Here is a 25,724-nt window from a genome sequence, read left to right as displayed (position 1 = left end):
TCAAATAGTGATTGATGTATGTAATTGTAGAAATTACATAAGCTATTTTAGAGAGGTTAAACCTTCTGAACAAACAGCTCACGCTCAAAACGGTATTGTGGGAAGAACACACCATCCGCTGCACGTTCACCGGCAGCAATCACCATGACCGGATATTGCTGGTCATTCAGATTTAAAATTTTATTGACCATCGGCTCATCAAAACCTTCCATCATACAACTGTCAAAACCATAGGCACGTAAAGCTAAAACCAGATTTTCACAAGCGAGAGCCGTAGTTTTAGTAGCCCAAAGCTTTGCATCAGCAGGATTAAAAGCCGTCACTGGCAATTGCTTGTCGAGTGTACGTACAACTTTGAAAGCCACTTTCTTAAAGTTACCTATTGCATTGAAGTAACCGGTTTTATAATTGTAGGGAATAAACCTGTAATACTTCTGCACAGCAGCAGGCACTTCCGGAAATGGAAACTCACTGATATTTTTCTTTGCCATCTCTTCAATACGGTCGGTCCTTGCCACGCAGACAATCAGTTCAGCCGCAGTCTTTGCAGCCAATTGACCTAAACATGCTTTTACCAACTGCTTTTTCTTGGTCGGGTTTTGAACCACATAAAAGGTCCAAGGCTGTAAATTTGATGAGTTTGGTGCAAGTAATGCCAAGTCCAAGCATTCATCTAATATATCGGCAGGAATTGGCTTGTTGGTAAATTTACGCACCGAACGACGGCTTTGCACGACTTTCTTAAAGTTTTCGACATCAATATCTTGTGGAGCAGGTTCAAAGTAGCGTTTCTTTTCAGTCTTGGCTTGGCTGGTCATGGTGTATTCCGTAACAATTTTTATTTGATGTGGGGGTAGAAATGAAAAAAACCACCAAGCAATGTAAATTACCCAGTGGTTTTTTATGTATTTTTCAATTAATTAAATTGAGCGAAATCCGGTTTACGCTTCTGCATAAATGCAGCAACAGCTTCTGCCATTTCCGGTGAAGTTACGCGCTTCATAAAAATCTCGGCTTCGTTATCAATACAGTCAATAATTTCCTGCAGATTATGTTTCATTAAGGCTTTGGTTTGCTTGATTGAAGCGAGCGGTAGTGCTGCTAAAGTCTGTGCCTGTTTCAGTGCAGTTGCATATACATCATCTTCAATACTATTCACAATTCCAGCACTTAAGGCTTTGTCGCTATTAAACTTTTGTGCAGTAAACAGCAGCTCAGCCGCTTTATGGTAACCCGCTTGCTGAATCAGCAATTTGCTCGAAGCACCTTCAGGCGATAGACCTAAGCTCACAAATGGAATCTGGAACAGGGCAGTAGAATCACTATAGACTAGGTCGGCATGCAGCAAAATCGTTACTCCAATGCCAATCGCCACACCACGAACAGCAGCAATTAATGGTTTGGAAAATTTTGCCGCAGATTTTAAAACCACAAATGGAGGCGCATCTCCCTCTTTGCCTGCCAGTGGAGTTTGAATAAACTTCATGAAATCCTGCATATCATTACCGGCACTGAAGTCGGCATCCTCACCACGTAAAATCACCACGCGAACGTCTTTATCCTGATCGGCTTCATCCAGTGCCTGGGCAATTTTTAGATATAGTTCACCGTATAACGCATTTTTAGCTTCGGGACGATGAATGGCTAAGGTCAGTACGCCATTGTCTAAATTCGCATTTAAATGTTGATGTGGTTGTTGAATACAGCTCAGTGTCATCGTACTATCCTTGCTTTAAAATTTAATTTGATTTTATGGCAGTTATTATGTCGCATATTTATTTTAGCGGCATAACTCACGAGTCATAAAAAACTTGATCTGTTATGAACTATACATTCGATTATCTGGTTTTCATTGGTCGCTTTCAGCCTTTTCATCTGGCACATATGCAAACGATTAAAATTGCATTGCAGCAAAGCCAAAAGGTGATTTTGGCCTTAGGTTCAGCACAAAATGAACGCAATATTAAAAATCCGTTTAGTGCTGCTGAACGTGAACAGATGATCTTGTCCAATTTTTCAGAAGCGGACCAGAAGCGGATCAAGTTTGTGCATGTGATTGATGTTTATGATGATCAAAAATGGCAACAACTGGTGCAATCTCTTGTGGCAGGTGTCGTAGAGCCTGAAGCAAAAGTCGGTTTGATTGGTCACTTTAAAGATGAATCTTCTTATTATCTCAAGCTGTTTCCGGAATGGGAGATGGTGGAACTTGCCAGCCTGGTCGGGGCAATTTCAGCAACGCCGCTGCGTGAAGCATATTATCGTGGTGAAATTATCGAATCTGCTTTGCCGCTCGGTACCAGTGAGTTTTTACACAAATTTCAGAAAACTGCCATTTATCAACAATTGCAGCACAAATACCTGACCCAAGATAAAACCAATCTGGAACAATCTTCAGTAAGCTACTAGGTCGAGGCACAGCATTGCCAAGACCCAGGAGTGTATAAGATGAATATCCAAACCAGCTTACAAAGTGTCCTGATTGTCGGTGTAATCCATCTAGGTATCGTCGCACAGGTCAATGCACAGGAATGGACATTGACTCCACAAAGCTATGTGGGCTTTGAGGTGAAGTCGATGGGCTTTTCAACCGTAAAAGGAAAGTTTGAACAGGTTCAGTCCAGTATGAGCTTTGATTCTGCAGCACCTCAGAATGCCTCGGCACGGTTTGTGATGCAAGTAAATAGCCTAAGCTTGAGCAAGCCTTCACTGAAAAATATGATTTTAGGTGAAGATTTATTTTATGCAGAGAAGTACCCAACAGCGACTTTTAACAGTCATGAATTTCTCGCTTTAGGGAATTATCAATACAAGATCAAAGGTGATCTGACCCTGCGCGGTATTACCCGGCCGGTGATCCTTGATGCGTCCCTAGAAGCCAATCCATTTGATCCACAACTTATGAATGTAGAAGCTACAACTATGGTTAAGCGTAGTGATTTTGGGATGAAAAAGGCATTTGGCGGCATCGGAGAGAAAGTCAATATTGAAGTATCTGGGCAATGGCAACGCAAATAAGCAGTAGGATTTGCCACAAAATATCTGCTGATTTCCATTTTTTAATTCATCTGATGTTGAGCCTTTTCCAGCAGGTCAATCGTCAATTGTTGCAGTAGCACAGATTGCTGCTTCCAGTGATGCCAATACAATTTCATCTCGGTTTTAGCATTTGGCATAATTTCAATCAGTTTCCCGGTTTGCAGATCATCACCAATTTGATATTCCGGTACCAAACCGAAGCCTAAACCCAAATGTACTGCTTCCACAAATGTAGTAGAGGAGGGAATAAAATAATGCGGATAACTTTGCTGATTTAATCCAAACAAGTTCAGAATCACCTGATGATGCATCAGATCTTTGCCATTAAAAATAATGGCTGGGGCATGTTTTAAGGCATCGCGGTGAATACCATTTTTAAACCACCTTTCTACAAAGGAAGATGTTGCGACCATGCGATAAGTCATCTGTCCCAAGTCATGCACTTCACAGCCTTTCATGGCAGTTGATTCAGTCGAGATACAGGCATTGACCAAACCGGTTTCAAGCAGTTGATGGGTTTGGGTCTGGTCATCCAGCGACAGTTTTAGGATAATTTTGTGCTCAATCAATGTGCTTTGCAGGACTTTGAGCAGCCAGGTCGATAAAGAGTCGGCATTGGTGGCAATACTGAATTGATGAAATTCATGCTGGCTGGATTGCCCCATGAATTGTTGTAACAGATTCTGTTCGCGTAAGCGTTGATGCTGTAAATGTTCTAACAGCTTTTGACCGGCTTGCGTGACCCTACAAGGACGTTCGCGCAGCAATAAAATCTGTCCCAAATCTTTTTCCAAAGTCTGGACCCTTAAGGTGACTGCAGATGCGGTAAGACACAGCCGCTGAGCCGCTTCGTCAAAACTGCCGGATTCAGCCACAGCAAGAAAAGCTTCGCAGGATTTACTTGAAAGCATAGGGTACTACCTAAGAAAAACTGAGTTAAATTGATATTTTCTTAATCATACTTAATTTATGCTTCAAGCTGGGATAATTCAAGACACGATTTTTGAATGATTTTTAAGTTTTATTGTGTATGTTAAATAGTGCCTTACATGGCTTTGTCATGGGTTTAAGTCTGATTGTACCGATTGGTGCACAAAATGCTTTTGTGTTGAAACAGGGTTTAAAACAGCAACATGTGTTTGCCATTTGCCTGTGTTGTGCCTTGTCTGATGCGATATTGATTTCAGCAGGGGTGCTGGGCTTTTCAGAGCTGGTCATGTTGCATCCGGATTGGCTGAATATTGCAAAATATTTTGGTGCAACGTTTTTATTGGTCTATGGAGTCCTACATTTTTATCAGGCCTGGAAAGCTGAGCAGCGTTTAGAAGTCAGACCAAACGATGTGCCTTCTTTAGGCAAGGTTTTATTGATCTGTTTAAGCTTAGCCTGGCTGAATCCGCATGTGTACCTGGATACGGTCGTCTTGCTGGGTTCGATCTCAACACAATATCCAGACACGCAACTGTATTTTGCCTTGGGGGCTATAACGGCATCATTCTTATTCTTTTTTAGCTTGGGCTATGCAGCACGTTATTTGCAACCGGTTTTCCAACGGCCACAAGCCTGGAAAATACTGGATATTATGATTGGCTGTGTGATGTGGTCGATTGCCATTTCCTTATTAAAATAAGTGAGCGGAACACAAAAGAAAAAGGCATGAGCAATACTATTTCTAGTTAAAAATCATGCCTTTTGATAATGAAAAATTAAGCTGCTTGAAGTGCTTTTAAGTCTTCCAGTACTTGTTCAGCATGTCCTGCAGCTTTTACTTTACGGTATTCTTTGACCAGTTGACCGTTATGGAAAATAAAGGTGGAGCGCTCGATACCCATCACTTTTTTACCATACATGTTCTTTTCTTTAATCACGTCAAAAAGATTGCACAGCACTTCTTCTTTGTCGCTAATCAGGTTAATGCTCAGATTTTGTTTTTCAGTGAAGTTCTGATGAGCTTTCACCGAGTCACGTGAAATCCCAAGAATGGTGGTATTTAAGGTATCAAACTGGTCTTTCAGGCATGAAAAACCGATCGCCTGTGTAGTACAGCCCGGAGTAGAATCTTTAGGATAAAAATACACAATCAGCCATTCGGTTGATATTTCAGTCAGGTTGATTTCACCGGTTGTGGTTGGGAAGGCTTGATTAGGCAGCGTAATAGCAGACATGGCTTCATCCTTATAAAGTCGAATTTGTCATATTGATCTTAAGTTTATGCTGCCATGATAGCGAATTTAACGATGTTTATGCTGAAGTAGGGAAGGTAATTTTCACAAATAAAAAAGCCTGCAATTATGCAGGCTTTTATTCAATCTAAATCAACTTATTTTTTAGGTTGTTGAGCAGATTTCATTGCCGCTTCACTTAAGCTTTTAAGCTTGCCAGTAAGTTCTGGTCCAAAACACGCTTGCAGATCTTTATTTTGTTTTTGCACAAAAGCTAAAGTTGCAGGACTTTTCTTCTGGTTAATAGTGCTTTGGATTTCCCATTTTTGTGCGTTGGTTAATTTACCATCTGCTTCCACTGCACATGTACAGTATTTGCTGACTTCAGCAGAAGTAAGTTTTTTACCTTTAGCAGTTTCTTCTTTACAAACATTAATTAACGCAGATTTTACATTGGTGCTTTTATAAGCTTCCTGAAGCTTATTTGTTTCGGCTGCATTTGCAGCAGTCGCCATCAATGCGACTGCAGAAACCAATGTAGAAAGAATAATGTTTGATTTCAAATTTTTCATTTACTGTACCCTATTATGACGGTATATAACGTGTCGGATCTACGATACCTGCATCAGCAAAACCTTGTTTACGTAAGCGGCAACTATCACATTTGCCACATGCACGTCCTTGGTCATCTGCCTGGTAGCAAGACACTGTTTGACTGTAGTCTACGCCATGTTCTATACCTAAGCGAATGATATTTGCTTTGGATAAATGTAACAAAGGTGTTTCAAATTTAAGCGGTTTACCTTCTACTCCAACCTTGGTGGCCAGACGTGCCATATTGGCAAAAGCCTCAATAAATTCAGGACGACAGTCAGGATAACCCGAATAATCAACGGCATTGATGCCAATCACAATGGCTTCTGCACCAAAGACTTCGGCCGCTGCGAGCGCATAGGAGAGAAATATTGTGTTACGTGCTGGAACATAAGTTACAGGAATGCCTTCTTGTTCATGTTCTGGTACGTCAATGCTATGGTCTGTTAACGCAGAGCCACCCAAGTTACCCAAATCGATATTAATCACACGATGTTCTACACTAGCACGCTGGGTTAATGCTCGAGCAGCATCGAGTTCAGTGGTTGAACGCTGACCATACATGAAGCTTAAAGCAATACATTCATAACGTGCTTGCGCCCAAGCCAAACAAGTCGTTGAGTCTAAGCCGCCAGATAATAAAACTATGGCACGAGGGCGCATATTAAAGTCTCCAAAAAATAAGTAACAATAAAAATGGATTAACGACCGGTTTCATCATTCCAGAGCAGTTTATGTAACTGTAGCTGGAAACGGACAGGGAGATGGTCATCTAAAATCCATTGAGCTAAATCACGTGCAAGTTGAGGTAATTTCACCGCACCTTTTTCTACGGCAAAAGCAGGAGAGAACCAGACGTTACTGACTTTATCGGCAAGTTGGTATTGTTCAACCTGCTGTTTTGACCATTCATAGTCTTCACGGTTACAAATTACAAACTTGATCTGATCGTGTGGGGTTAAATAATCAAGATTACTAGGCAAGTTTCGTGCAACTTCTCCAGAAGTGGGCGTTTTTAAATCCAGTACTTTGGAAACTCGCGGATCAACCTTGGATACATCTAAAGCTCCACTGGTCTCGAGCGACACTTCACAGCCTAAGTCAGCTAAACGCTGCATCAGGGGCAGGGCGTTAGGCTGTGCCAATGGTTCACCACCGGTCACACAAATATAGGGCGTTTTAAAATCGAGTGCAGTTTGAATAATGTCGTCTAAGGACTGGCGTTCGCCACCTTCAAAGGAATAAGTGGTATCACAATAAGTACAACGTAACGGGCAACCGGTTAAACGGATAAATACGGTCGGTAATCCTGCAGCGTTGGCTTCACCTTGTAATGAATAGAAAATCTCCGTAATACGTAACCCCGCAGACGGATCGGTAACAGGAATAGCGGAAGATCGAAGAGTACTCATAACAACATAATCCAGCTCAGGATAAATAACACAGTATAAAAATAAAAATCCCTACGGCTATTGCTAACCGTAGAGACGAGGAGCGGCTGAAGCTCCGAGGAACAATTAATGTTCCGCAAAAGACTACATCTTAGTCTTCGCGTAACAAATCGTTTAGGCTAGTTTTGGCACGGGTTTTCGCATCTACTTTTTTCACGATTACAGCTGCGTACAGGCTGTATTTACCGCATTTAGATGGCAGGCTACCAGAAACAACTACCGAACCTGCAGGTACACGGCCGTAATGGATCTCGCCAGTTTCACGGTCATAAATTTTGGTGGATTGACCAATGAATACGCCCATTGAAATGACAGAACCTTCTTCTACAATCACGCCTTCCACGATTTCAGAACGTGCACCAATAAAGCAGTTGTCTTCAATAATGGTTGGGTTGGCTTGAAGCGGTTCAAGTACACCACCAATACCTACACCACCCGACAAGTGAACGTTTTTACCAATTTGTGCACATGAACCAACAGTTGCCCATGTATCCACCATGGTACCTTCATCCACATAAGCACCAATGTTCACATAAGAAGGCATCAATACCACGTTTTTCGCCTGGAATGAACCTTTACGAGCAACAGCAGGAGGTACTACACGTACACCAGCAGCTTTAAACTGTTCTTCAGTCCAATCAGAGAATTTAGTATCGACTTTGTCATAGAAACGAAGATCACAAGCTTCCATTGGTTTGTTGTCGTTTAATTTAAATGATAACAATACCGCTTTCTTAATCCATTGATGAACAACCCATTCACCGTCGATTTTTTCAGCAACACGTAAAGTACCATTATCCAGGCCAGCAATGACTTCTTCAACTGCTTGACGGATTTCAGCAGGGCAATCTGCTGCTGTGAAATTCGCACGGTCTTCAAACGCTTGTTCAATGATTGTTGAAAGCTGAGACATGATCTTCCTTCCAGAAAAAATTTTTCAAGATTTTACACTATATTGAGATATAAATAGATGAAAAAGTGGCTTTGGATCGGAATTAATTATGAAAGATGGGCAAAATAGGAGCGAAAATCGGCTACACAGATAAATAAACAAAAAATGAGTTAATAATCAAAAACAAATAGAAAATGTATCAAAAAATAACAAAAACTAAGCAAATTTCGAATAAAAGTTGAGCGATTAATATTTTATAGTTCTAACTATTAGATAGAAAAGCACTAATGACGAAATAGAAACCTTTTTGAGGAGATCTACAATGAAAACTTTAGCTACACTTTTAGCAGTATCGGTATTGACCTCTGTCGCAGGAACGGTCATGGCAGCTGATGATGCAGTCGTTCAAGATGGTTATGCATTTGAACGTAATCAGCTTATTCCAACTGGTGTCCGTGCTGAAGTAGGTACAACCGGTTATGGTGGTGCATTACTGTGGACTGCAAACCCATATGTCGGTTTGGCGCTAGGTTATAATGGCGGTGATATCTCTTGGTCTGATGATATCTCGGTCAATGGTTCAGACTATGACATTGATATGGAAAATAAAAATACCTATTTGAATGCTGAAATTCGTCCTTGGGGTGCAAGTGAAAATAGATGGGTGCAAGGTCTATATATGGCCGCTGGTGTAGCCTATTTAGATAATGAGTATGAACTTGATCGCCGTGTAGGTGCGGGAGAAGGTTTTACCATTAACCATACAGACTTTGTAGCGGGTGCAGATGGCGCTCATATTAAAGGGACCATGGATTACAAAAATGACATTGCTCCATATTTAGGCTTAGGATGGGCGCCTAAGATTAATAAAAATTGGGGCGTATTTGGTGAAGTCGGTGCTTACTATGCCGATAATCCAGATGTTAACTTACAGTTAGTCAGTGGTGGTGCGGCTGATAACCCAACACGCGGTTCACTGGTTGACAATATTGCAGCTGATGAAAATAAAATTGCGACTGATGACAAACACAAATGGCTTCCTGTAGGTAAAATCGGTGTAAGTTATCATTGGTAATAAAATAGTAGCCTTTAAAAAAAACGAGCTTCGGCTCGTTTTTTATTTTTAGAAAATGCAGTTATGTTCTCTGGAAACGGTAACCTGGCTTAAGGCTATAAACAACAGCCTTGTTATGGTTTACTGAAGATAATATACCAAACAGACTGCCTGAACCTTCCTGATTTTGCTTAACTTTGTCTTTGTTGAGTCTGAAATATTTTATACCCGCGACAATAAATACATTAGAGTACATAGGATAAAAACTACCAATACCCAAACTATAAAGCATAGCCGACATCTGTAGCAAAAGTGTGATCGTAGATGAGCCCAAAAGACCAGTGAGTGTGAGCTTGCAATTTAAATGCAACATTTGAAGTATAAAAAGAATGGGCAAAATTTTGGGTAGAAATTTCAGTAAATATTGGGGGGTATTCTGGTTTGGTCGAAGTGTTTTACCTGAAATATTGGCATCTACAATAGCCGTTGAGAACTCGGCTTAATGATGCGGCTGTAACAAAGAGGCAATGGATTGGTTAGAGCTTTCTAGTGCTGCAGCATAGAAGTCTCTAGTCATGAAAATACCAATACTGAGACCAAATGCCTTAGCTTATATAGATTTTCCCATTCAATTTTTTCTTTTGTGATTTTATATAGAATGATCAAGCATTATGTGAAGTTATTATTTTTAAGGAATTGAAAAATTAAATTATTTTTATAACTCTGGTTTTGCCACGACAGATGAATTTAAAAAGGGATATTTTTTATATCCCTTATTTTAAAAAATTATGAAATGCTTATTCTTCTGGATAAGCTACTTTTTTCAGGGCCTTAATGTCAGCTTCTGGCGAGCAGAGTGAAATAAACTCATAACCATAACCGCGCAGCAAATGACCTTTGCGTACCGCAATCCAGGTGGTATTTACCCCAAAGATATCGGTTGGAATCTGTTTGAGTCGATAGTCACGTTCAGCATCATAAGCGACATTATTGACAATACCGACGCCCATATTCAATTCAACATAGGTTTTGATGACATCCGCATCCAGTGCTGACATGACAATATCAACATCAATACCTGCCTCTTCAAAGGCTTTATCAATTTTAGAACGACCTGTGAAACCGCCATGGTAGGTAATAATCGGATATTGCGCCAAGTCTTCCAGCGTAATGTCTACCTTGTTGGCAAGTGCATGGTTTTGCGGGGTAATAATACTGTGCTGCCAATTATAATAAGGTACGCTGGCCAGGTTCTCCTCAGTGGTGAGAGACTCGGTTGCAATACCAATATCTGCTTCACCTTGTAGCAACATTTCGGTAATTTCAACCGGGCTGGCCTGTTGCAGAATCAAATGAACTTTTGGAAATTCTTTTTTAAACTGGTTCACAATTGGCGGCAAGACATAACGCGCTTGGGTATGCGTGGTTGCAATGGTCAGTGTCCCTTCATCGACGCGGTTAAAATCATCTGCCAGACGTTTAATATTGTCGGCATCAACCAGCATGCGTTCTACAATCCCGAGTAAAGACTGGCCAGGTTCGGTCAAGCCCAGTAAACGTTTACCTTTACGGATAAACAGCTGTACGCCCAGTTCATCTTCTAAATCTTTAATATGCTTACTGACGCCAGATTGTGACGTATAAAGTGCTGCCGAAGCTTCGGTTAAATTAAAGTTTTGTCTAACAGTTTCTCGAATAATTCTTAATTGTTGGAAATTCATAATGCTGTTTACCCTAAAGAGGATGGGGCTGTTTTTGCCCCATCTATTTGTTATTAAGCGACGTCATTGGCAAACAGGTGCAATGCCGTTGGACTTAACCACACTGTTTGATTTGGTTTGAATTGGTGTAACTTCGCTTCTTCAGAATTAAGCGAAATTTCAATTAAATTGCCCTGGCGATCCTGAAGTTCAGCAATAACCTTGCCGGCAATCCAGATTTCACGCAGGAAAGTGGCCTGAATGGCATTTTCTTGCGGTGTTGCATGAATGCGTAATTCATTTGGACGGGCAAAGGCAATCACGTTTCCTTGCGGAGCATCTTTCACCTGCGGTAGTTGCAGACGGTCGTCACCAATCTGGATAATGCCTTGCTGGTTTTGACCTTCAAAACGGTTGGCCTGACCTAAGAAGTCGAATACAAACGGTGTTGCCGGTGTTTCATAAACTTCACGTGGTGAACCGATCTGCTCGACATTGCCTTTATTCATTACCACGATTTGATCGGCTACTTCCAAAGCTTCCTCTTGGTCATGGGTAACAAAAATAGAAGTGATATGCAATTCATCATGCAAAGTACGTAACCAGCGACGCAGCTCTTTACGCACCTTGGCATCGAGTGCGCCAAAAGGTTCATCCAGCAATAATACACGAGGTTCAACCGCTAAAGCACGTGCCAGGGCAATGCGTTGACGTTGTCCGCCCGAGAGTTGTGCAGGATAGCGGTCGGCCAAAAAGCCCAGCTGAACCAGATCAAGTAAACGGGTCACACGTTTTTTAATTTCAGCTTCTGATGGTCGGGTAGAACGAGGGCGCACACGTAAACCAAAGGCAATGTTGTCAAATACAGTCATATGACGGAACAAGGCATAATGCTGAAATACAAAGCCGACTTCACGTTCACGTACATGCACATTGGTTGCATCTTCACCTTCAAGAATCACTTGACCGCCATCGGCTGATTCCAGGCCCGCAATAATACGCAGCAGGGTAGTTTTACCACAGCCTGATGGCCCCAGTAATGCCACGAGTTGGCCATCTGGAAAATCCAGTGAGATATTTTTAAGTGCATGGAATGCACCAAAGTGTTTTTCAATATTTTTAACTTGAATACTCATGATGTCATTCCTTAAGAAACTGTTGAATCTTCATTACGTTTGTTTTGTTTTTCCTGGCGCACTTCTACCCATGTTTTCAAGATCAGGGTCACAATTGCCAGTAAAGCCAGAAGCGATGACACTGCAAATGCCGCACTAAAGGTATATTCGTTGTAAAGGATTTCAACATGTAGCGGCAGGGTATTGGTTTCACCACGAATGTGACCCGACACCACCGATACTGCACCGAATTCACCCATGGCACGGGCATTACAAAGAATCACGCCGTAAATCAGACCCCATTTAATGTTGGGTAAGGTCACTTTCCAAAACGTTTGCCAGCCTGAAGCACCCAATACAATCGCAGCTTCTTCTTCCTCGGTACCTTGCGCTTCCATTAGGGGAATCAGTTCGCGCGCCACAAAAGGCACAGTAATAAATACGGTTGCCAGTACAATGGCAGGAACGGCATACAAAATTTTAATGTCATTGTCCATCAGCCAGCCGCCAAGCCAGCCTTGAGTACCGAAAATCAGTACCAGCATCATGCCTGCGATAACTGGAGAAACCGAGAAAGGTAGATCAATAATGGTGGTGAGAATGGATTTGCCACGGAAATTAAACTTCGCCACCGACCATGCGGCTGCTACGCCAAATACTACATTTAATGGCACGGCAATTACAGCGGTCAATAAGGTCAGTTTCACCGCAGACAAGGTGTCTGGATGCACCAGTGCCTGAAAATAAACCCCAACCCCCTGTTTAAATGCTTCAACAAAGACCAGAATTAAAGGCAGAATCAAGCAGCTTAAAAAGAAAATCAGCGCAATCGTAAGCAGTAAATAACGAACCCAGACCGGTTCACGCGTTGCATCGCGGGACTGTAATTTCTCGGCTAAGGCATTGCTATTGGTGATTAAACTCATCGTGCTGTTCTCCCGGTACGTTTGCTTGCCCATGCTTGCAGCAAGTTAATCAGGAATAAAATCGCGAATGACAGGACCAGCATTACCACAGCAATGGTAGTTGCACCGGCATAGTCATATTCTTCTAGACGGGAAATAATCATCAATGGCGCGATTTCAGTTTCAAATGGCTGGTTACCGGCAATAAAGATCACGGAACCATATTCACCCACACCACGTGCAAAGGCCAGGGCAAAACCGGTCAGTAGCGCTGGAAACAGAATGGGCAGAATGATTTTGCTGACAATCTGAAAACGGTTGGCACCCAGAGCAGAAGCCGCTTCTTCAAGTTCGGTTTCCAGATCGCTCAGGACTGGCTGTACGGTACGTACAACGAAAGGCAAGCCAATAAAAATCAGTGCAAGCGTAATCCCGATCGGGGTATAGGCTACTTTAATGCCGATGGGTTCCAGATACTGACCGATCCAGCCAGTCGGTGCATATAATGAGGTTAGGGCAATACCCGCCACCGCTGTTGGCAGTGCAAAGGGTAAATCGACCAAAGCATCAATAATGCGTTTACCGGGAAAACTGTAACGGACCAGGCACCATGCCAGTAACAAGCCAAACACAACGTTGACTAAGGCTGCAAATAGGGCAGCACTAAAACTTAACTGCAAAGATTTTAAGATACGTTCTGAACTTAAAATTTCCCATAAACCGTCCCAGCCTATACCTAGCGATTTGATAAACACCGCAGATAGTGGAATAAGCACGATTAATGACAGATACGCTAGGGTAAAGCCTAGAGAAAGACCAAATCCTGGCAGCACTCGGGATCGCTGCGACATGATGATTCCTTAAAAAGAGCGACTACTGACCAATAAAGTCAGCGAAAATAAAAGTTTAATTCGGCACAAGCATAATTTGCAGGGTTTAAATTGCAAATTTGAAAAAGCACTTGCTATCATCAGTAAAATTGATATGTTGCAGCACATTTTCTGAAATTAAATAATCATAAATTTCAGGAAAAGGCCCAAAACCGGAAGCAACATTAATATGTCCAACCTGACCCAGATTAACCGGATTAAGTTCCCACGCCTTTGCAAGTTGATGGGCATCTTCAAAATTTAACCAGGGATCGTTTTCACTGATCAGTAAAGTCGTTGGCACGGCAATTTTCAGCTGATGAAAATAGTATTGATAATCTTGCTGGCTATCACGTGAAAAACCGGCTTCACCAAAACGGGCAGGATTGGCTGGAGCAACCAGAATCAAATTTTTAATTTTTTGATTGAGTTCCGGATGCTGGGCTAAAGCTGCCACAGTAGTTAAACAACCAAAACTATGCGCGACAATCTGGATGCTGCCCTGAATAGGTGCCACGGTCTTTACAAACTCGGCAATCCAGTTTTGTAACACAGGCGTGTTCCAGTCCTGTTGTTGCACACGGGAGCATGACATGAGTTGTCGTTGTAGCCACGACTGCCAGTGTGCATGTTCACTGCCACCTACGCCTGGAACAATTACGGTATGAATCATGTCGATGCTCCTGTCTATTGAACGCTATTATTTTGCACTATTGGCTTTAACAATCTGGTCAAATACGCCGCCATTTTCAAAGTGCGCTTTTTGAACTTTGCTCCAGCCGCCAAATTCCTGATCGATGCTGACCAGTTTTAAGGGTTTAAATACCTTGTTGTATTGCGCCAGTGTTTTTGCGTTGCGTGGACGGTAAAAGTTTTCAGCCGCAAGTTGCTGACCGCGTGGCGAGTAAAGGAAATTTAGGTAGCCTTGAGCCAGGTATTTATTGCCTTTTTTCTCTGCATTTTTATCTACAATCGCCACGGGTGGCTCAGCCAAAATAGACAAAGATGGCGTGATAATTTCAAATTTTCCTGGCTGTTCACGAAGGGCTAAGTGAGCTTCGTTTTCCCAAGCCAACAGCACATCCCCAATGCCACGTTCTGCAAATGTTGTGGTTGAACCACGTGCGCCAGAATCGAGAACCTTGGTGTTTTTATAAATTTTACGCACAAATTCTTGGGCAGTTTTGTCATTGCCACCCGCTTGGTGTTTTGCCCAGGCCCATGCCGCTAAATAGTTCCAGCGTGCGCCGCCAGAGGTTTTAGGATTTGGTGTAATAATGCCTACTCCCGGTTTAACCAGATCACCCCAATCCTTAATGTGTTTCGGGTTGCCTTTACGCACTAAAAATACGATGGTAGAGGTATATGGTGTTGAGTTATGTGGCAGCTTCTTTTGCCAGTCTGCAGGTAACTGTCTGGTTTTTTCCGCAATTACATCAATGTCGGCAGAAAGTGCCAAAGTCACCACATCAGCATCCAGCCCATCAATGACCGCACGTGCCTGTTTGCCAGAACCACCGTGTGACTGTTTGAAGTTAATTTTCTGTCCGGTACGGCTTTCCCAGTATTTGCTAAAATCTTTGTTCACGTCTTCATAAAGTTCACGTGTTGGGTCATAAGAAACATTGAGAAAATCTTTCGCTGCAGCACCTAAAGAAATGGTAGATATAACTGCTGCTAAAACTCCAAGTTTCAATTTTGCCGAAATGCTCATGCGAACCTCAATATTCTTAATGTGTTTCATTACAGGGGTACAGAATAGCTATATTCTTTATGCATAAAAAATAATAAAAAATGAATTTTATATGAATAAAAAAGATAAATAAGGCTGAGTTCATAAAATAAGCACCAGCCTTATAAATAAAACTGATGCCTTGTTTGCTTGACTGAGATTATTTGGTGCTATTGGCTTTTACGATCTGGTCAAAGATGCCGCCATTTTCAAAATGTGCTTTTTGAACTTTGCTCCAGCCGCCAAATTCTTTATTAATGGTGACCAGTTTTAAGGGTTTGAATACGGATTTATGTTTTGCCAGTATTGCTGCATTGCGCGGACGGTAGAAGTTATTGGCAGCAATGGTTTGACCTGCAGGTGAATATAAATAGTTGAGATAAGCTTTGGCTAAATTCAGGTTGCCGTCTTTCTGTGCATTCTTCTCTACAATCGCCACAGGGGGTTCAGCCAAAATAGACAACGACGGTGTGATAATTTCGAACTTGCCCGGTTGTTCACGAATCGCTAAATGAGCTTCGTTTTCCCAGGCCAGCAATACATCTCCAATGCCACGTTCAGCAAATGTCGTGGTTGCACCGCGTGCACCAGAGTCGAGGACCTTGGTGTTTTTATAGATTTGACGTACGAATTCCTGTGCTTTGGCATCGTTACCGCCTGGCTGATGTTTCGCCCAAGCCCATGCGGCTAAATAATTCCAGCGTGCACCACCAGAGGTTTTAGGGTTTGGGGTAATAATGCCGACATTATTTTTAATTAAATCGCCCCAGTCTTTAATGCCTTTCGGGTTGCCTTTATGTACCAAAAAAACGATGGTAGAGGTATAGGGAGTAGAGTTATTTGGGAATTTCTTTTGCCAGTCTTTTGGAAGTAAATTTGAGTTTGCTGCAATTGCATCGATATCTGCTGCAAGTGCCAAAGTCACTACATCGGCACCCAGACCATCAATCACGGCACGTGCCTGTTTGCCAGAACCGCCGTGTGACTGTTTAAAATTAATATCTTGGCCTGTGGTTTTCTTCCAGTATGCAGCAAACTCTTTGTTGTAGTTTTCATACAATTCACGCGTTGGATCATAGGAAACGTTTAAAAAGTCTTTTGCCAGTGCAGTAAAAGACGTTGCTGAAATAAGAGCTGCTAAAACCCCGATTTTTAGTGAGCGCATTTTGCTATCCTTTGAATTATTAATGTTTTGTAACGGAGCCAAGCATAGCGTCATCTTTTTTGTTGAAAAAATAATAAGAAACGAATTTGATATGAATAAAAAAGCTATCAATTAAGCGCCACTATTTTTAAACTAGGTCATCATTTGCGGGATGTTTGTTATGCCATGTTTTAAGAATGCACGGGAAATAAATGAAGTGTCATTACAGGACCGTGCTTTCCATTACGGAGATGGCTGTTTCACCACGGCACGTGTTCGGCATGGCAAAATTGAACTTGAAAGCCTGCATCGGGCACGGCTACAGTTAAGTTGTGAACGGCTGATGTTGCAGGCAGATTTAAGCTGCATTGAAAAAACTTTGGCTGTATTGCAGCAGCAGTTTCTTGAACTGAATGGCACATTAAAAATCATCATCAGTCGTGGTGAGGGACAACGCGGCTATAGCCTGCCTGATCATCCGGCAGATGTCTGGGTGTTTTTTTATCCCCAAGCAGTCGATGATTTTCGCATTGAAAAAATCAAGTCCGGGGTGTTGCAGCAAGCATTAGGGCTGAGCATGCCCAATCTGGTGGGTTTGAAAAGCCTGAACCGTTTGGAACAGGTCTTATTAAAACATGAAGCCGATCAGCAGGGTTGGGCTGAAGCCTTGGTGACCGATGTACAAGGCACTGTTGTGGAGGGCGTAAGCAGTAATTGTTTCATTCGTTTAAACAATACCTGGATTACACCTGAACTTCGCTATAATGGCGTGCATGGGGTGATGCGGGCCGAAATTTTGTCCCGGATGCAGCAGCATGGTATTCACTGTGAACAGCGGTTTATTGAAATGGAAGACATTGCAAAATTTGAAAGCCTGTTTTTTTGTAATGCCTTAAGTCCCATGAAAGCTGTGACTGAACTTAACCGGCAACCGTTGAATATTCAGCCGTGTATCGAACTCTTTAATATCCTTCAATTGAATCAGATTCATTAATATGTCTAGCAAAAAGCAAAAATCGAAAAATAAAACTGCATCAGGATTTCCTTTAAAAGGCATCCTTATTTTAATTGCAGGTCTGACGGTATTATTTGCAGTCATCTTGGCTGCCAGCTTGTTCAAGTCCTATCCGGTGCAAGGTGAAAAGCAGATGCTGGCGATTGGAGATGGTGACAGTTATTCAGGCTTTATTGACCGTCTAGCTCAGCAAGATAAGGTCAGTTTTCCTATTATCTTGAAGCTTTATCAAAAAATAATGATTCATGACAGCATGAAAGCGGGTGTTTATGAAATTCGTCAAGGCATGTCGGTACGTGAAGTGCTGGAACTGGTTTCGAATGCTGAAAATGCACAGATGAACCGCATTCTGGTGATTGAAGGTACGACCTTTAAACAGTTAATTGAAATTCTAAAGAAAGATGATTTAGTCACTAAAGAAGTGTTGAATCTTCCGCAAGATCAAATGCTAAAAGCCTTGGGTATTCCGTTTAACCATCCCGAAGGCCTGTTTGCGCCAGATACCTATTTCTTTGCCAAAGGTGAAACTGATAAAAAGATTTTGACCGATTTATATAAACGTCAAATGAAGGCTTTGGATACAGCATGGGCCAATCGTGCCAGCGGTTTACCTTATAAGGATAAATATGAAGCGCTGATTATGGCTTCCATTGTGGAAAAAGAAACCAGTCTGGATCAGGAGTTAAATCAGGTGTCGGGGGTGTTTATCCGTCGTCTGCAACAAGGGATGCGTTTGCAAACCGATCCAACCGTGATCTATGGCATGGGTGACCGTTATAATGGCAATATCACCCGTACCGATTTGCGTACACCTACGCCATATAATACTTATACCAACAATGGCTTACCGCCAACGCCGATTGCCTTGCCAAGTCAAAAAGCTATTGAAGCTGCCATGCACCCGGACAATTCCAGCAATATCTATTTTGTCGCCACGGGTAATGGTGGGCATAAATTTAGCGCAACTTTGGATGAGCATAATCGTGCTGTGCAAGAATATCTAACTGTCATTCGTTCAAAAAATTAAGGAGTGGGGATGTTTATTAGTTTTGAAGGCACTGAAGGTGTCGGGAAAACCACACTCATTGGTAAAATTTATGATTATCTGCAACAGCAAGGTCATGAAGTTGTACTGACGCGTGAGCCGGGGGGGACGCCGATGGCAGAACAAATCCGTTCCCTGCTGTTGTCAGTCAACCATGAAGAAAGCATGTCGAATGACACAGAACTGCTTTTAATGTACGCAGCACGTGCACAGCATTTACAGCAGGTGATTGTTCCAGCATTGAAGGCAGGTAAGACCGTACTGTGTGACCGTTTTACCGATGCCAGTTTTGCTTATCAGTGTGCAGGGCGTGGCTTAAGCAAAGAAAAACTGGCTTTATTAAATGCAAATTTTGTCTCGCATATGCCGAACGTTACTTTTTGGCTGGATGCACCAACTGAGTTGGGGATGTCACGTGCGCGTGCACGGGGTGCCTTAGACCGCTTTGAGCAGGAGAAAGCCACGTTCTTTGAGAAAGTACGTTCAGGCTATCAGGAGCTTTGGCAACAGCAGGGGCAACGGATTAAACGTCTGGATGCCACCCAAACGCCAGAACAGGTATTCACTCAGGCACTCGCGTGTTTGCAATCGGTGTAGTCATCCCCAGCAATTGGGTTTAAATGAAAAATCTTCTATAGTGGTTAACATTATGGAAGATTTTTTTATAAACAATGAAAAGTAATAAAGTCGAAATTATTGAATTTTTGCAACGTGAATTTCCGCAAAGCCTGGAAAAATGTGAAATAGAAACAGTCACTGAAAAAGGAGCCACCATCTTATATCATGTGGATGAAGCCGATTTAAGACCGGGTGGAACGGTGTCTGGACCCACCATGATGACCGCTGCTGATTATGCGCTTTATATTGCCATACTGGGTGAGATTGGTATTGTGGCTTTGGTGGTCACCACCAATTTAAATATCAATTTTTTAAGAAAACCGACGGCAGCACAGGATATTCGTGCGGTCTGCCAATTAATGAAAGTGGGCAAGGCCCTCATTGTGGGTGATGTATGGTTATATTCCATCAATTTAGATGAACCGATTGCACATGCAGTGGGGACTTATTCCATCCCACCCCGGCAATAAACAGATATCATGCTAATTGAAAAAGCCGAACAAAGATGTTCGGCTTTTTTATTTAGGCTACACGGGTTTAAGCATCTACATTGACCAACGGAGTTTCCACCTGGAAGTTGGGTGGAGTCAGTACCGTTTTACGTAATTCAGGCCCAAGCTCCGGATAATCCAGAGTGTAATGCAAACCGCGTGATTCCTTGCGTGCCATGGCACAGCGTACAATCATCTCTGAAACCAGTACCAGGTTACGTAATTCAATCAGGTTTTTGCTGACATGGTAATCCTGATAATATTCAGTGATTTCACGTTTCAACATTTCGATACGATGTAAGGCACGTTGCAGACGTTTAGTGGTGCGGACAATACCCACATAGTTCCACATGGTCTGACGCAGTTCATCCCAGTTTTGCAGAATAACGACATTTTCATCCGGATTCATCACTTGGGAATCATCCCAGCTTGGTGCATCAGGAGAAACATAATCTGGATTGAACAGGCTTTCTATATGTTTGGCTGCACTCATGCCGTAGACAAAACATTCTAAAAGTGAGTTACTCGCCATCCGGTTAGCACCGTGTAAGCCGGTATAAGAGGTTTCACCAATGGCATATAAACCTTGAAGGTCGGTCTGACTGTTTTCATCGACCACTACACCGCCACAGGTATAGTGCGCAGCGGGAACCACAGGAATCATGTCCTTGGTAATGTCAATGCCAAGCTCTAATAAACGGGCATACAGGGTAGGGAAATGTTCTTTCACAAACTCTGCTGGTTTATGGGTGATATCCAGCCAGACATGACGGATACCCAAACGTTTAATTTCATAGTCAATAGCACGTGCCACAATATCACGCGGTGCCAGTTCAGCGCGTTCGTCAAAACGCAGCATAAAACGTTCACCATCAGGCAAGCGTAAATAAGCCCCTTCACCACGCATGGCTTCGGTAATTAAAAATGAGCGTGCTTGCGGATGATACAGGCAGGTTGGATGGAACTGGTTAAACTCCATATTGGCAACCCGGCAACCGGCACGATAGGCCATGGCAATACCATCACCGGTCGCAATATCGGGATTAGAGGTATACAGATAGGCTTTCATCGCCCCACCACACGCCAAGGCGGTAGAGGGTGCCAAGAAGGTATGGACTTTTTCAGTCTTTTCATCGAGCGCGTATAAACCCAACGCACGATTTTCTTGATCTTTCAGGCCGAGTTTTTTTGAAGTAATTAAATCAATGGCAATATAATTTTCAAAAATAGTGATGTTTTGCTTTTCACGGGCACGTTGCACCAAAGTAGTTGAAATGGCGCGACCTGTCGCATCTGCAGCATGGATGATACGGCGTTGGGAGTGACCGCCTTCACGGGTTAAATGCAATTGTTCCTGTTCATCTAAGGTAAACTGCACGCCATGTTTTAGCAGAAAGTCGACCGAAGGTTTGCCGCCTTCTACAGTCTGCTTGACCGCTTCACGCTCACATAAATGTGCACCTGCAATCATGGTGTCATCAATATGCTGTTCAATTGAGTCAGTTTCATCTAAAACCGCCGCGACACCGCCTTGTGCATAAAAAGTACTGGCTTCGGTGAGTGCCGATTTGGCCAAAACAGCAATATTGAAATGATCTGGTAATGATAAAGCCAGGCTTAAACCTGCACCACCACTGCCTACAATGATCACGTCAAAATGATGTGTTGTATTTAAATTAGACATGTTCATCAGCTAATTTGAAAAAAGTTTGCTAATAACACCCCTTTTTTCATCAAAAAACAAGAGCTAATATGCTAATGTATGATGAGAAAAAGTAATAAAGCAACAAACTTTTAAGAAAGATTTAAGCTGTTGTTTATACAAATATAATCAAACATATTATTACCCAAGACAGACATGTTTTATGCTAAATACTGTTTACGCATACTTATAATGAATGGAGTGAATGCTTTATATGAACAATCGCTATATAAAAAAAGGAATGTATGCTGCTGTATTCACCATGGCAGCGATGCAAACACAAGCAGCTTCTTCGGTAGACTTTTCCAATTTGGTTGAACAGGTCAGCCCTGCTGTAGTGAGTGTCAGTGTCGTTAAAAAAATGACTCAGGAAGAGCTGATTCAACAGCAAATTCCTGAAATTTTGAAACGCTTTTTTGGCAACCAGGTGATTGTTCCACAGCAACAGGCTCAGCAAGAGAAAACAGCTTACGGCAGCGCATTTTTTATCAGCAAGGATGGTTATCTGTTAACCAATCATCATGTGGTTGAAGATGCATCTAAAGTGACCATTATGTTTAATGACCGCCGTGAGATTGATGCCACCATAGTTGGAAGTGATGCGCGTACCGATGTGGCGCTACTGAAAGTCAATGGTTCCAATTTCCCTGAACTGCGTACAGGCAATGTAGACCGGCTGAAAGTCGGTGAGCCGGTACTGGCCATTGGTTCACCTTTCGGTTTTGACTATTCTGCATCTGCCGGTATTGTCAGTGCGAAAATGCGTAACATGATGGGGGAAACCTCAGTGCCCTTTATTCAAACCGATGTGGCGTTGAATCCGGGTAACTCAGGCGGTCCCTTATTTAACCAGAATGGTGAAGTGGTTGGGGTAAACTCGCGTATCTTCAGCGGTACTGGCGGATATATGGGCCTGTCATTTTCTATTCCGATCGATGTAGCGATGGATGTGGCAGAGCAGCTGAAAAAGAATGGCAAGGTCACCCGTTCATATCTGGGTGTGATGTTGCAAGATATCGATCGTAACCTTGCTGAATCTTATAACCTGTCCAAGCCTGAAGGTTCATTGGTGACCCAGGTCGCTCCCAATTCCCCGGCAGCCAGAGCTGGCTTTAAGGCGGGTGATGTGATCCTGAAATATAATGGCTTGCCTATTTCCAGAACTTCTGATTTGCTCAACTATTTAAACCGGACTTCACCGAATCAAAACATTCAATTGCAAGTTTTGCGGGATGATAAGACTCGTAATATCTCGGCAACATTGACGACTGCACCGGACGACACACCGGCACCAGTGGAACAGGCAGCACAAAGTAAAGGTCCTGTTTTGGGCGTGACGATTCGTAATTTGACGGCCAGTGAACAATCCCAACTGAATCTTAAAGGCGGTATTCTGATTCAAGAAGTCAAACGGGGAGGGATCGCATCACAATCCCGTATTGCTGTAGGTGATATCATTACTCAAATCAATAATAAAACCATTTTGAATAGTAATGACTTTATTAAGACAGTATCCGAATTGAAAAAAGGTTCAATTGCACGTGTTTCTATTATTCGTCAAGATCAGCGCGCAATTTTAGGCATGCGTATTGAATAGCATGAATCCATCGAACAGAAAACCACTCTACAGCTGAGTGGTTTTTTATATTTTGCAATTTTACTGCGATACAAAATTACGTAGACTGTGTAGCCTTGAAGGTCATTTTTTGCATAGTGTAAGGGTCGGTAAAATAGATGAGCACAGTTTTTGATTTGGAAATCACCGTTCAAGCAAAAGATATTGACAGTCTGGGACATGTAAATAACGTAGTGTATATGCACTGGATGCAGGATGTCGCTACTGCACATATTGAGGCCCTGGGTTTGGGGCTGAATGAATACATGGAACTGAAGCATGCCATGGTTGCGGTAGAGCACCATGTGCAATACCGTAAAGCGGCATTTGAAGGCGAAAAGATTATCTTGCGTACCTGGCTGAATGATATCAATGCCTTGTATTCTTTCCGGCAATATGTGTTTTATCGTCCCCAAGACCAAAGCGTTTTATTTATGGGGAATACCAAATGGGCCTGTGTGGAAATTGCCACAGGTCGGCCAAAACGCATGTCTCCCACTTTTAGCCAAGCCTACCAGCCGATATCGGAACAGGTGAATCCGCTGGATTTTAGTCAGTATGATGCGATGGCTTCAAATTGAGTACATGACTACAATCCGGTTTTATTTTGAAAATAACAGTCAAAGCAAAAAACGAACTCATTATTTAGGATACATTGAAAAATCCATCTGCTATAATCCTACGCAATTTCTATTCAGCTTTTGCCATGCATTAACTATTGGTTGCATGGCGTGTTTTTTTCTCAAGGTAGCCCATGGCGCAAGCTAAAAAATCTGTTGATATTAAAAACATTCGTAACTTCTCGATTATTGCGCATATCGATCATGGTAAATCGACACTGGCAGATCGCTTTATTCAAACCTGTGGAGGTTTGCAAGATCGCGAAATGCAGGCTCAGGTTCTGGATTCTATGGAATTGGAACGTGAGCGCGGTATTACCATTAAAGCGGCATCAGTGACGTTGTATTATACTCATCCGAACGGTCAAGAATACCAATTAAACTTTATTGACACTCCAGGACACGTGGACTTTTCCTACGAAGTATCACGTTCGCTTGCAGCATGTGAAGGTGCGCTTCTGGTTGTCGATGCTGCGCAAGGGGTTGAAGCCCAGTCTGTAGCAAACTGTTATACCGCGATTGAACAGGGACTCGAAGTTTTACCAGTACTCAACAAGATTGACTTGCCGCAAGCTGAACCTGAGCGTGTGATCCAAGAAATTGAAGACATCATCGGGATTGAAGCAACTGATGCACCGACCTGTTCAGCGAAAACAGGTCTCGGCATTGAAGGTGTGCTTGAAACGCTGGTGAATGTTATTCCTGCACCTACAGGTGATCGCGAAGCACCGCTACAAGCCTTGATTATTGACTCATGGTTTGATAACTACCTCGGCGTAGTGTCTTTGGTGCGTATCAAACAGGGGCGTGTGCGTAAGGGCGATAAAATGTTGATTAAATCAACTGGCCAATCGCACATCATTACCTCGGTCGGTATCTTCAATCCTAAACATACTGAAACAGGCATGCTTGAAGCGGGTGAAGTCGGCTTTATCATTGCAGGGATTAAAGATATTTTTGGTGCGCCTGTCGGTGATACCATTACCCTTGCGACTACTCCTGATGTTGCAACTTTACCTGGTTTCAAAAAGGTTAAACCGCAGGTGTATGCGGGTTTATTCCCGATTGATTCAAGCGATTTTGAACCGTTCCGTGAAGCACTGCATAAACTGCAAATCAATGACTCGGCATTATTCTTTGAACCTGAAAGTTCAGATGCCTTAGGTTTTGGTTTCCGCTGTGGCTTCCTTGGCATGTTGCACATGGAAATCGTACAGGAGCGTCTAGAGCGTGAGTACGATCTTGACCTCATTTCTTCTGCGCCAACCGTAATTTACGAAGCCGTGATGAAGAATGGTGAAACGATCTATATCGACAGTCCATCAAAAATGCCAGATGGTTCAACGGTAGAAGATTTGCGTGAACCTATTGCAGAATGTCATATCCTTGTACCACAAGAATACTTGGGTAACGTGATGACCTTGTGCGTGGAACGCCGTGGTGTACAAAAAGACATGAAGTTCATGGCGAACCAGGTTTCAATTACCTTTGAAATTCCAATGGCCGAAGTGGTGATGGATTTCTTTGATAAATTGAAATCATGTTCGCGCGGTTTTGCCTCACTCGATTACAACTTTATCCGTTTTGAAAGCTCATCGCTGGTGAAGGTTGACGTGCTTATTAATGGCGATAAAGTTGATGCCTTGGCCATGATCTGTCACCGTCAGGATGCACGTCACCGTGGTATCGCCCTGGTTGAAAAAATGAAAGACCTGATTCCGCGTCAAATGTTTGATGTGGCGATTCAGGCTGCCATCGGTGCGCAAATTATTGCCCGTTCAACTGTAAAAGCGATGCGTAAGAACGTATTGGCGAAATGTTATGGTGGTGACGTATCACGTAAGAAAAAACTTCTTTCTAAACAGAAAGAAGGTAAGAAGCGTATGAAGCAGGTGGGTAGTGTTGAAATCCCGCAAGAAGCGTTCCTTGCTGTGTTGAAAGTAGAAAGATAATAATAGAGG

General features: G+C 42.6%; 27 protein-coding genes. 11 read left to right on the top strand and 16 right to left on the bottom strand.

Annotated features, from left to right (window positions below; translation table 11 throughout):
• Positions 1-56 precede the first annotated feature (56 nt).
• Complete coding sequence (locus GTU69_RS01500; protein WP_166167233.1) at positions 57-818, bottom strand: nitroreductase family protein; 762 nt, start codon at positions 816-818, stop codon at positions 57-59.
• 98 nt (positions 819-916) lie between these two features.
• Complete coding sequence (locus GTU69_RS01495) at positions 917-1,717, bottom strand: enoyl-CoA hydratase (protein WP_166167230.1); 801 nt, start codon at positions 1,715-1,717, stop codon at positions 917-919.
• Between the two features lie 104 nt (positions 1,718-1,821).
• Here GTU69_RS01495 and GTU69_RS01490 point away from each other — a divergent pair, with 104 nt between their 5' ends.
• Together GTU69_RS01490 and GTU69_RS01485 are read left to right on the top strand one after the other, a co-directional pair.
• On the top strand, positions 1,822-2,409 hold the full coding sequence (locus tag GTU69_RS01490) for a nicotinate-nicotinamide nucleotide adenylyltransferase (protein WP_166167227.1): 588 nt from the start codon (positions 1,822-1,824) through the stop codon (positions 2,407-2,409).
• Between the two features lie 39 nt (positions 2,410-2,448).
• Entirely contained in the window at positions 2,449-3,018 is a 570-nt protein-coding gene (locus GTU69_RS01485) for a YceI family protein (protein ID WP_166167224.1), read from the top strand.
• A gap of 41 nt (positions 3,019-3,059) precedes the next feature.
• On the opposite strand, the gene GTU69_RS01480 is transcribed toward GTU69_RS01485, so the two are convergent.
• Complete coding sequence (locus tag GTU69_RS01480; RefSeq protein WP_166167219.1) at positions 3,060-3,950, bottom strand: LysR family transcriptional regulator ArgP; 891 nt, start codon at positions 3,948-3,950, stop codon at positions 3,060-3,062.
• Between the two features lie 119 nt (positions 3,951-4,069).
• Here GTU69_RS01480 and GTU69_RS01475 point away from each other — a divergent pair, with 119 nt between their 5' ends.
• Positions 4,070-4,669 (top strand): LysE/ArgO family amino acid transporter, encoded by a 600-nt coding sequence (locus GTU69_RS01475; RefSeq protein ID WP_166167216.1) that lies wholly within the window; start codon positions 4,070-4,072, stop codon positions 4,667-4,669.
• A gap of 76 nt (positions 4,670-4,745) precedes the next feature.
• Here the strand turns inward: GTU69_RS01475 and GTU69_RS01470 are convergent, their stop codons facing one another.
• From GTU69_RS01470 to dapD, 5 genes are all read right to left on the bottom strand, one after another.
• Entirely contained in the window at positions 4,746-5,204 is a 459-nt protein-coding gene (locus GTU69_RS01470) for a peroxiredoxin (protein ID WP_166167213.1), read from the bottom strand.
• 155 nt (positions 5,205-5,359) lie between these two features.
• Positions 5,360-5,773 (bottom strand): hypothetical protein, encoded by a 414-nt coding sequence (locus GTU69_RS01465; RefSeq protein WP_166167210.1) that lies wholly within the window; start codon positions 5,771-5,773, stop codon positions 5,360-5,362.
• A gap of 13 nt (positions 5,774-5,786) precedes the next feature.
• Positions 5,787-6,458, bottom strand: coding sequence for a 7-cyano-7-deazaguanine synthase QueC (queC, locus tag GTU69_RS01460; protein ID WP_166167207.1), 672 nt, complete (start codon positions 6,456-6,458; stop codon positions 5,787-5,789).
• 38 nt (positions 6,459-6,496) lie between these two features.
• Complete coding sequence (gene queE / locus GTU69_RS01455; RefSeq protein ID WP_166167204.1) at positions 6,497-7,207, bottom strand: 7-carboxy-7-deazaguanine synthase QueE; 711 nt, start codon at positions 7,205-7,207, stop codon at positions 6,497-6,499.
• Between the two features lie 130 nt (positions 7,208-7,337).
• Positions 7,338-8,159, bottom strand: coding sequence for a 2,3,4,5-tetrahydropyridine-2,6-dicarboxylate N-succinyltransferase (dapD, locus tag GTU69_RS01450; RefSeq protein WP_086196159.1), 822 nt, complete (start codon positions 8,157-8,159; stop codon positions 7,338-7,340).
• Positions 8,160-8,460: 301 nt separating this feature from the next.
• Between dapD and carO the strand changes: the two genes are divergently transcribed.
• A complete protein-coding gene (carO, locus tag GTU69_RS01445; RefSeq protein ID WP_166167201.1) occupies positions 8,461-9,213 on the top strand; it encodes an ornithine uptake porin CarO in 753 nt (250 codons plus the stop codon).
• Positions 9,214-9,989: 776 nt separating this feature from the next.
• Here the strand turns inward: carO and GTU69_RS01440 are convergent.
• From GTU69_RS01440 to GTU69_RS01410, 7 genes are all read right to left on the bottom strand, one after another.
• Positions 9,990-10,913, bottom strand: coding sequence for a CysB family HTH-type transcriptional regulator (locus GTU69_RS01440; RefSeq protein WP_166167198.1), 924 nt, complete (start codon positions 10,911-10,913; stop codon positions 9,990-9,992).
• A gap of 53 nt (positions 10,914-10,966) precedes the next feature.
• Positions 10,967-12,028 (bottom strand): sulfate ABC transporter ATP-binding protein, encoded by a 1,062-nt coding sequence (locus GTU69_RS01435; RefSeq protein WP_166167197.1) that lies wholly within the window; start codon positions 12,026-12,028, stop codon positions 10,967-10,969.
• 11 nt (positions 12,029-12,039) lie between these two features.
• Entirely contained in the window at positions 12,040-12,933 is an 894-nt protein-coding gene (gene cysW, locus GTU69_RS01430) for a sulfate ABC transporter permease subunit CysW (RefSeq protein WP_086196155.1), read from the bottom strand.
• Positions 12,930-13,763, bottom strand: a complete 834-nt coding sequence (gene cysT, locus GTU69_RS01425) for a sulfate ABC transporter permease subunit CysT (RefSeq protein ID WP_166167195.1) — start codon at positions 13,761-13,763, stop codon at positions 12,930-12,932. Before cysT ends, cysW begins: the two co-directional genes overlap by 4 nt.
• Positions 13,764-13,848: 85 nt before the next feature.
• Complete coding sequence (locus GTU69_RS01420; protein WP_166167192.1) at positions 13,849-14,454, bottom strand: alpha/beta hydrolase; 606 nt, start codon at positions 14,452-14,454, stop codon at positions 13,849-13,851.
• 27 nt (positions 14,455-14,481) lie between these two features.
• The gene (locus GTU69_RS01415; protein ID WP_166167190.1) at positions 14,482-15,495 is read right to left on the bottom strand and encodes a sulfate ABC transporter substrate-binding protein; all 1,014 of its coding nucleotides are present in this window, start codon (positions 15,493-15,495) and stop codon (positions 14,482-14,484) included.
• Between the two features lie 178 nt (positions 15,496-15,673).
• The gene (locus tag GTU69_RS01410; protein WP_166167188.1) at positions 15,674-16,678 is read right to left on the bottom strand and encodes a sulfate ABC transporter substrate-binding protein; all 1,005 of its coding nucleotides are present in this window, start codon (positions 16,676-16,678) and stop codon (positions 15,674-15,676) included.
• A gap of 160 nt (positions 16,679-16,838) precedes the next feature.
• Here GTU69_RS01410 and pabC point away from each other — a divergent pair, with 160 nt between their 5' ends.
• The 4 genes from pabC to GTU69_RS01390 all read left to right on the top strand — a co-directional run bounded on the left by pabC (position 16,839) and on the right by GTU69_RS01390 (position 19,805).
• The gene (gene pabC / locus GTU69_RS01405; RefSeq protein WP_166167186.1) at positions 16,839-17,651 is read left to right on the top strand and encodes an aminodeoxychorismate lyase; all 813 of its coding nucleotides are present in this window, start codon (positions 16,839-16,841) and stop codon (positions 17,649-17,651) included.
• Between the two features lies 1 nt (position 17,652).
• Positions 17,653-18,699: an endolytic transglycosylase MltG gene (mltG, locus tag GTU69_RS01400; RefSeq protein ID WP_166167184.1), complete on the top strand. Its 1,047-nt coding sequence runs from the start codon at positions 17,653-17,655 to the stop codon at positions 18,697-18,699.
• Between the two features lie 9 nt (positions 18,700-18,708).
• A complete protein-coding gene (gene tmk / locus GTU69_RS01395; protein ID WP_166167182.1) occupies positions 18,709-19,314 on the top strand; it encodes a dTMP kinase in 606 nt (201 codons plus the stop codon).
• A gap of 74 nt (positions 19,315-19,388) precedes the next feature.
• Positions 19,389-19,805, top strand: coding sequence for a PaaI family thioesterase (locus GTU69_RS01390; RefSeq protein ID WP_166167180.1), 417 nt, complete (start codon positions 19,389-19,391; stop codon positions 19,803-19,805).
• Positions 19,806-19,872: 67 nt separating this feature from the next.
• On the opposite strand, the gene nadB is transcribed toward GTU69_RS01390, so the two are convergent.
• The gene (gene nadB / locus GTU69_RS01385) at positions 19,873-21,516 is read right to left on the bottom strand and encodes an L-aspartate oxidase (RefSeq protein ID WP_166167177.1); all 1,644 of its coding nucleotides are present in this window, start codon (positions 21,514-21,516) and stop codon (positions 19,873-19,875) included.
• A 226-nt stretch (positions 21,517-21,742) separates the two neighbouring features.
• Here nadB and GTU69_RS01380 point away from each other — a divergent pair, with 226 nt between their 5' ends.
• From GTU69_RS01380 to lepA, 3 genes are all read left to right on the top strand, one after another.
• Positions 21,743-23,125, top strand: coding sequence for a Do family serine endopeptidase (locus GTU69_RS01380; RefSeq protein ID WP_166167174.1), 1,383 nt, complete (start codon positions 21,743-21,745; stop codon positions 23,123-23,125).
• Between the two features lie 137 nt (positions 23,126-23,262).
• Entirely contained in the window at positions 23,263-23,724 is a 462-nt protein-coding gene (locus tag GTU69_RS01375; protein WP_166167171.1) for a thioesterase family protein, read from the top strand.
• A 173-nt stretch (positions 23,725-23,897) separates the two neighbouring features.
• Positions 23,898-25,715 carry a translation elongation factor 4 gene (lepA, locus tag GTU69_RS01370; protein ID WP_086196143.1) on the top strand — a complete coding sequence of 606 codons (1,818 nt, stop codon included), beginning with the start codon at positions 23,898-23,900 and terminating at the stop codon, positions 25,713-25,715.
• Positions 25,716-25,724: the final 9 nt, after the last annotated feature.

Origin of the sequence: Acinetobacter sp. SA01 (assembly GCF_011319235.1) — a bacterium.
Taxonomy (GTDB): Bacteria; Pseudomonadota; Gammaproteobacteria; order Pseudomonadales; family Moraxellaceae; genus Acinetobacter.
The sequence above is the reverse complement of the archived record's forward strand: the minus strand, read 5'-3'. Positions and strand labels throughout refer to the sequence as shown.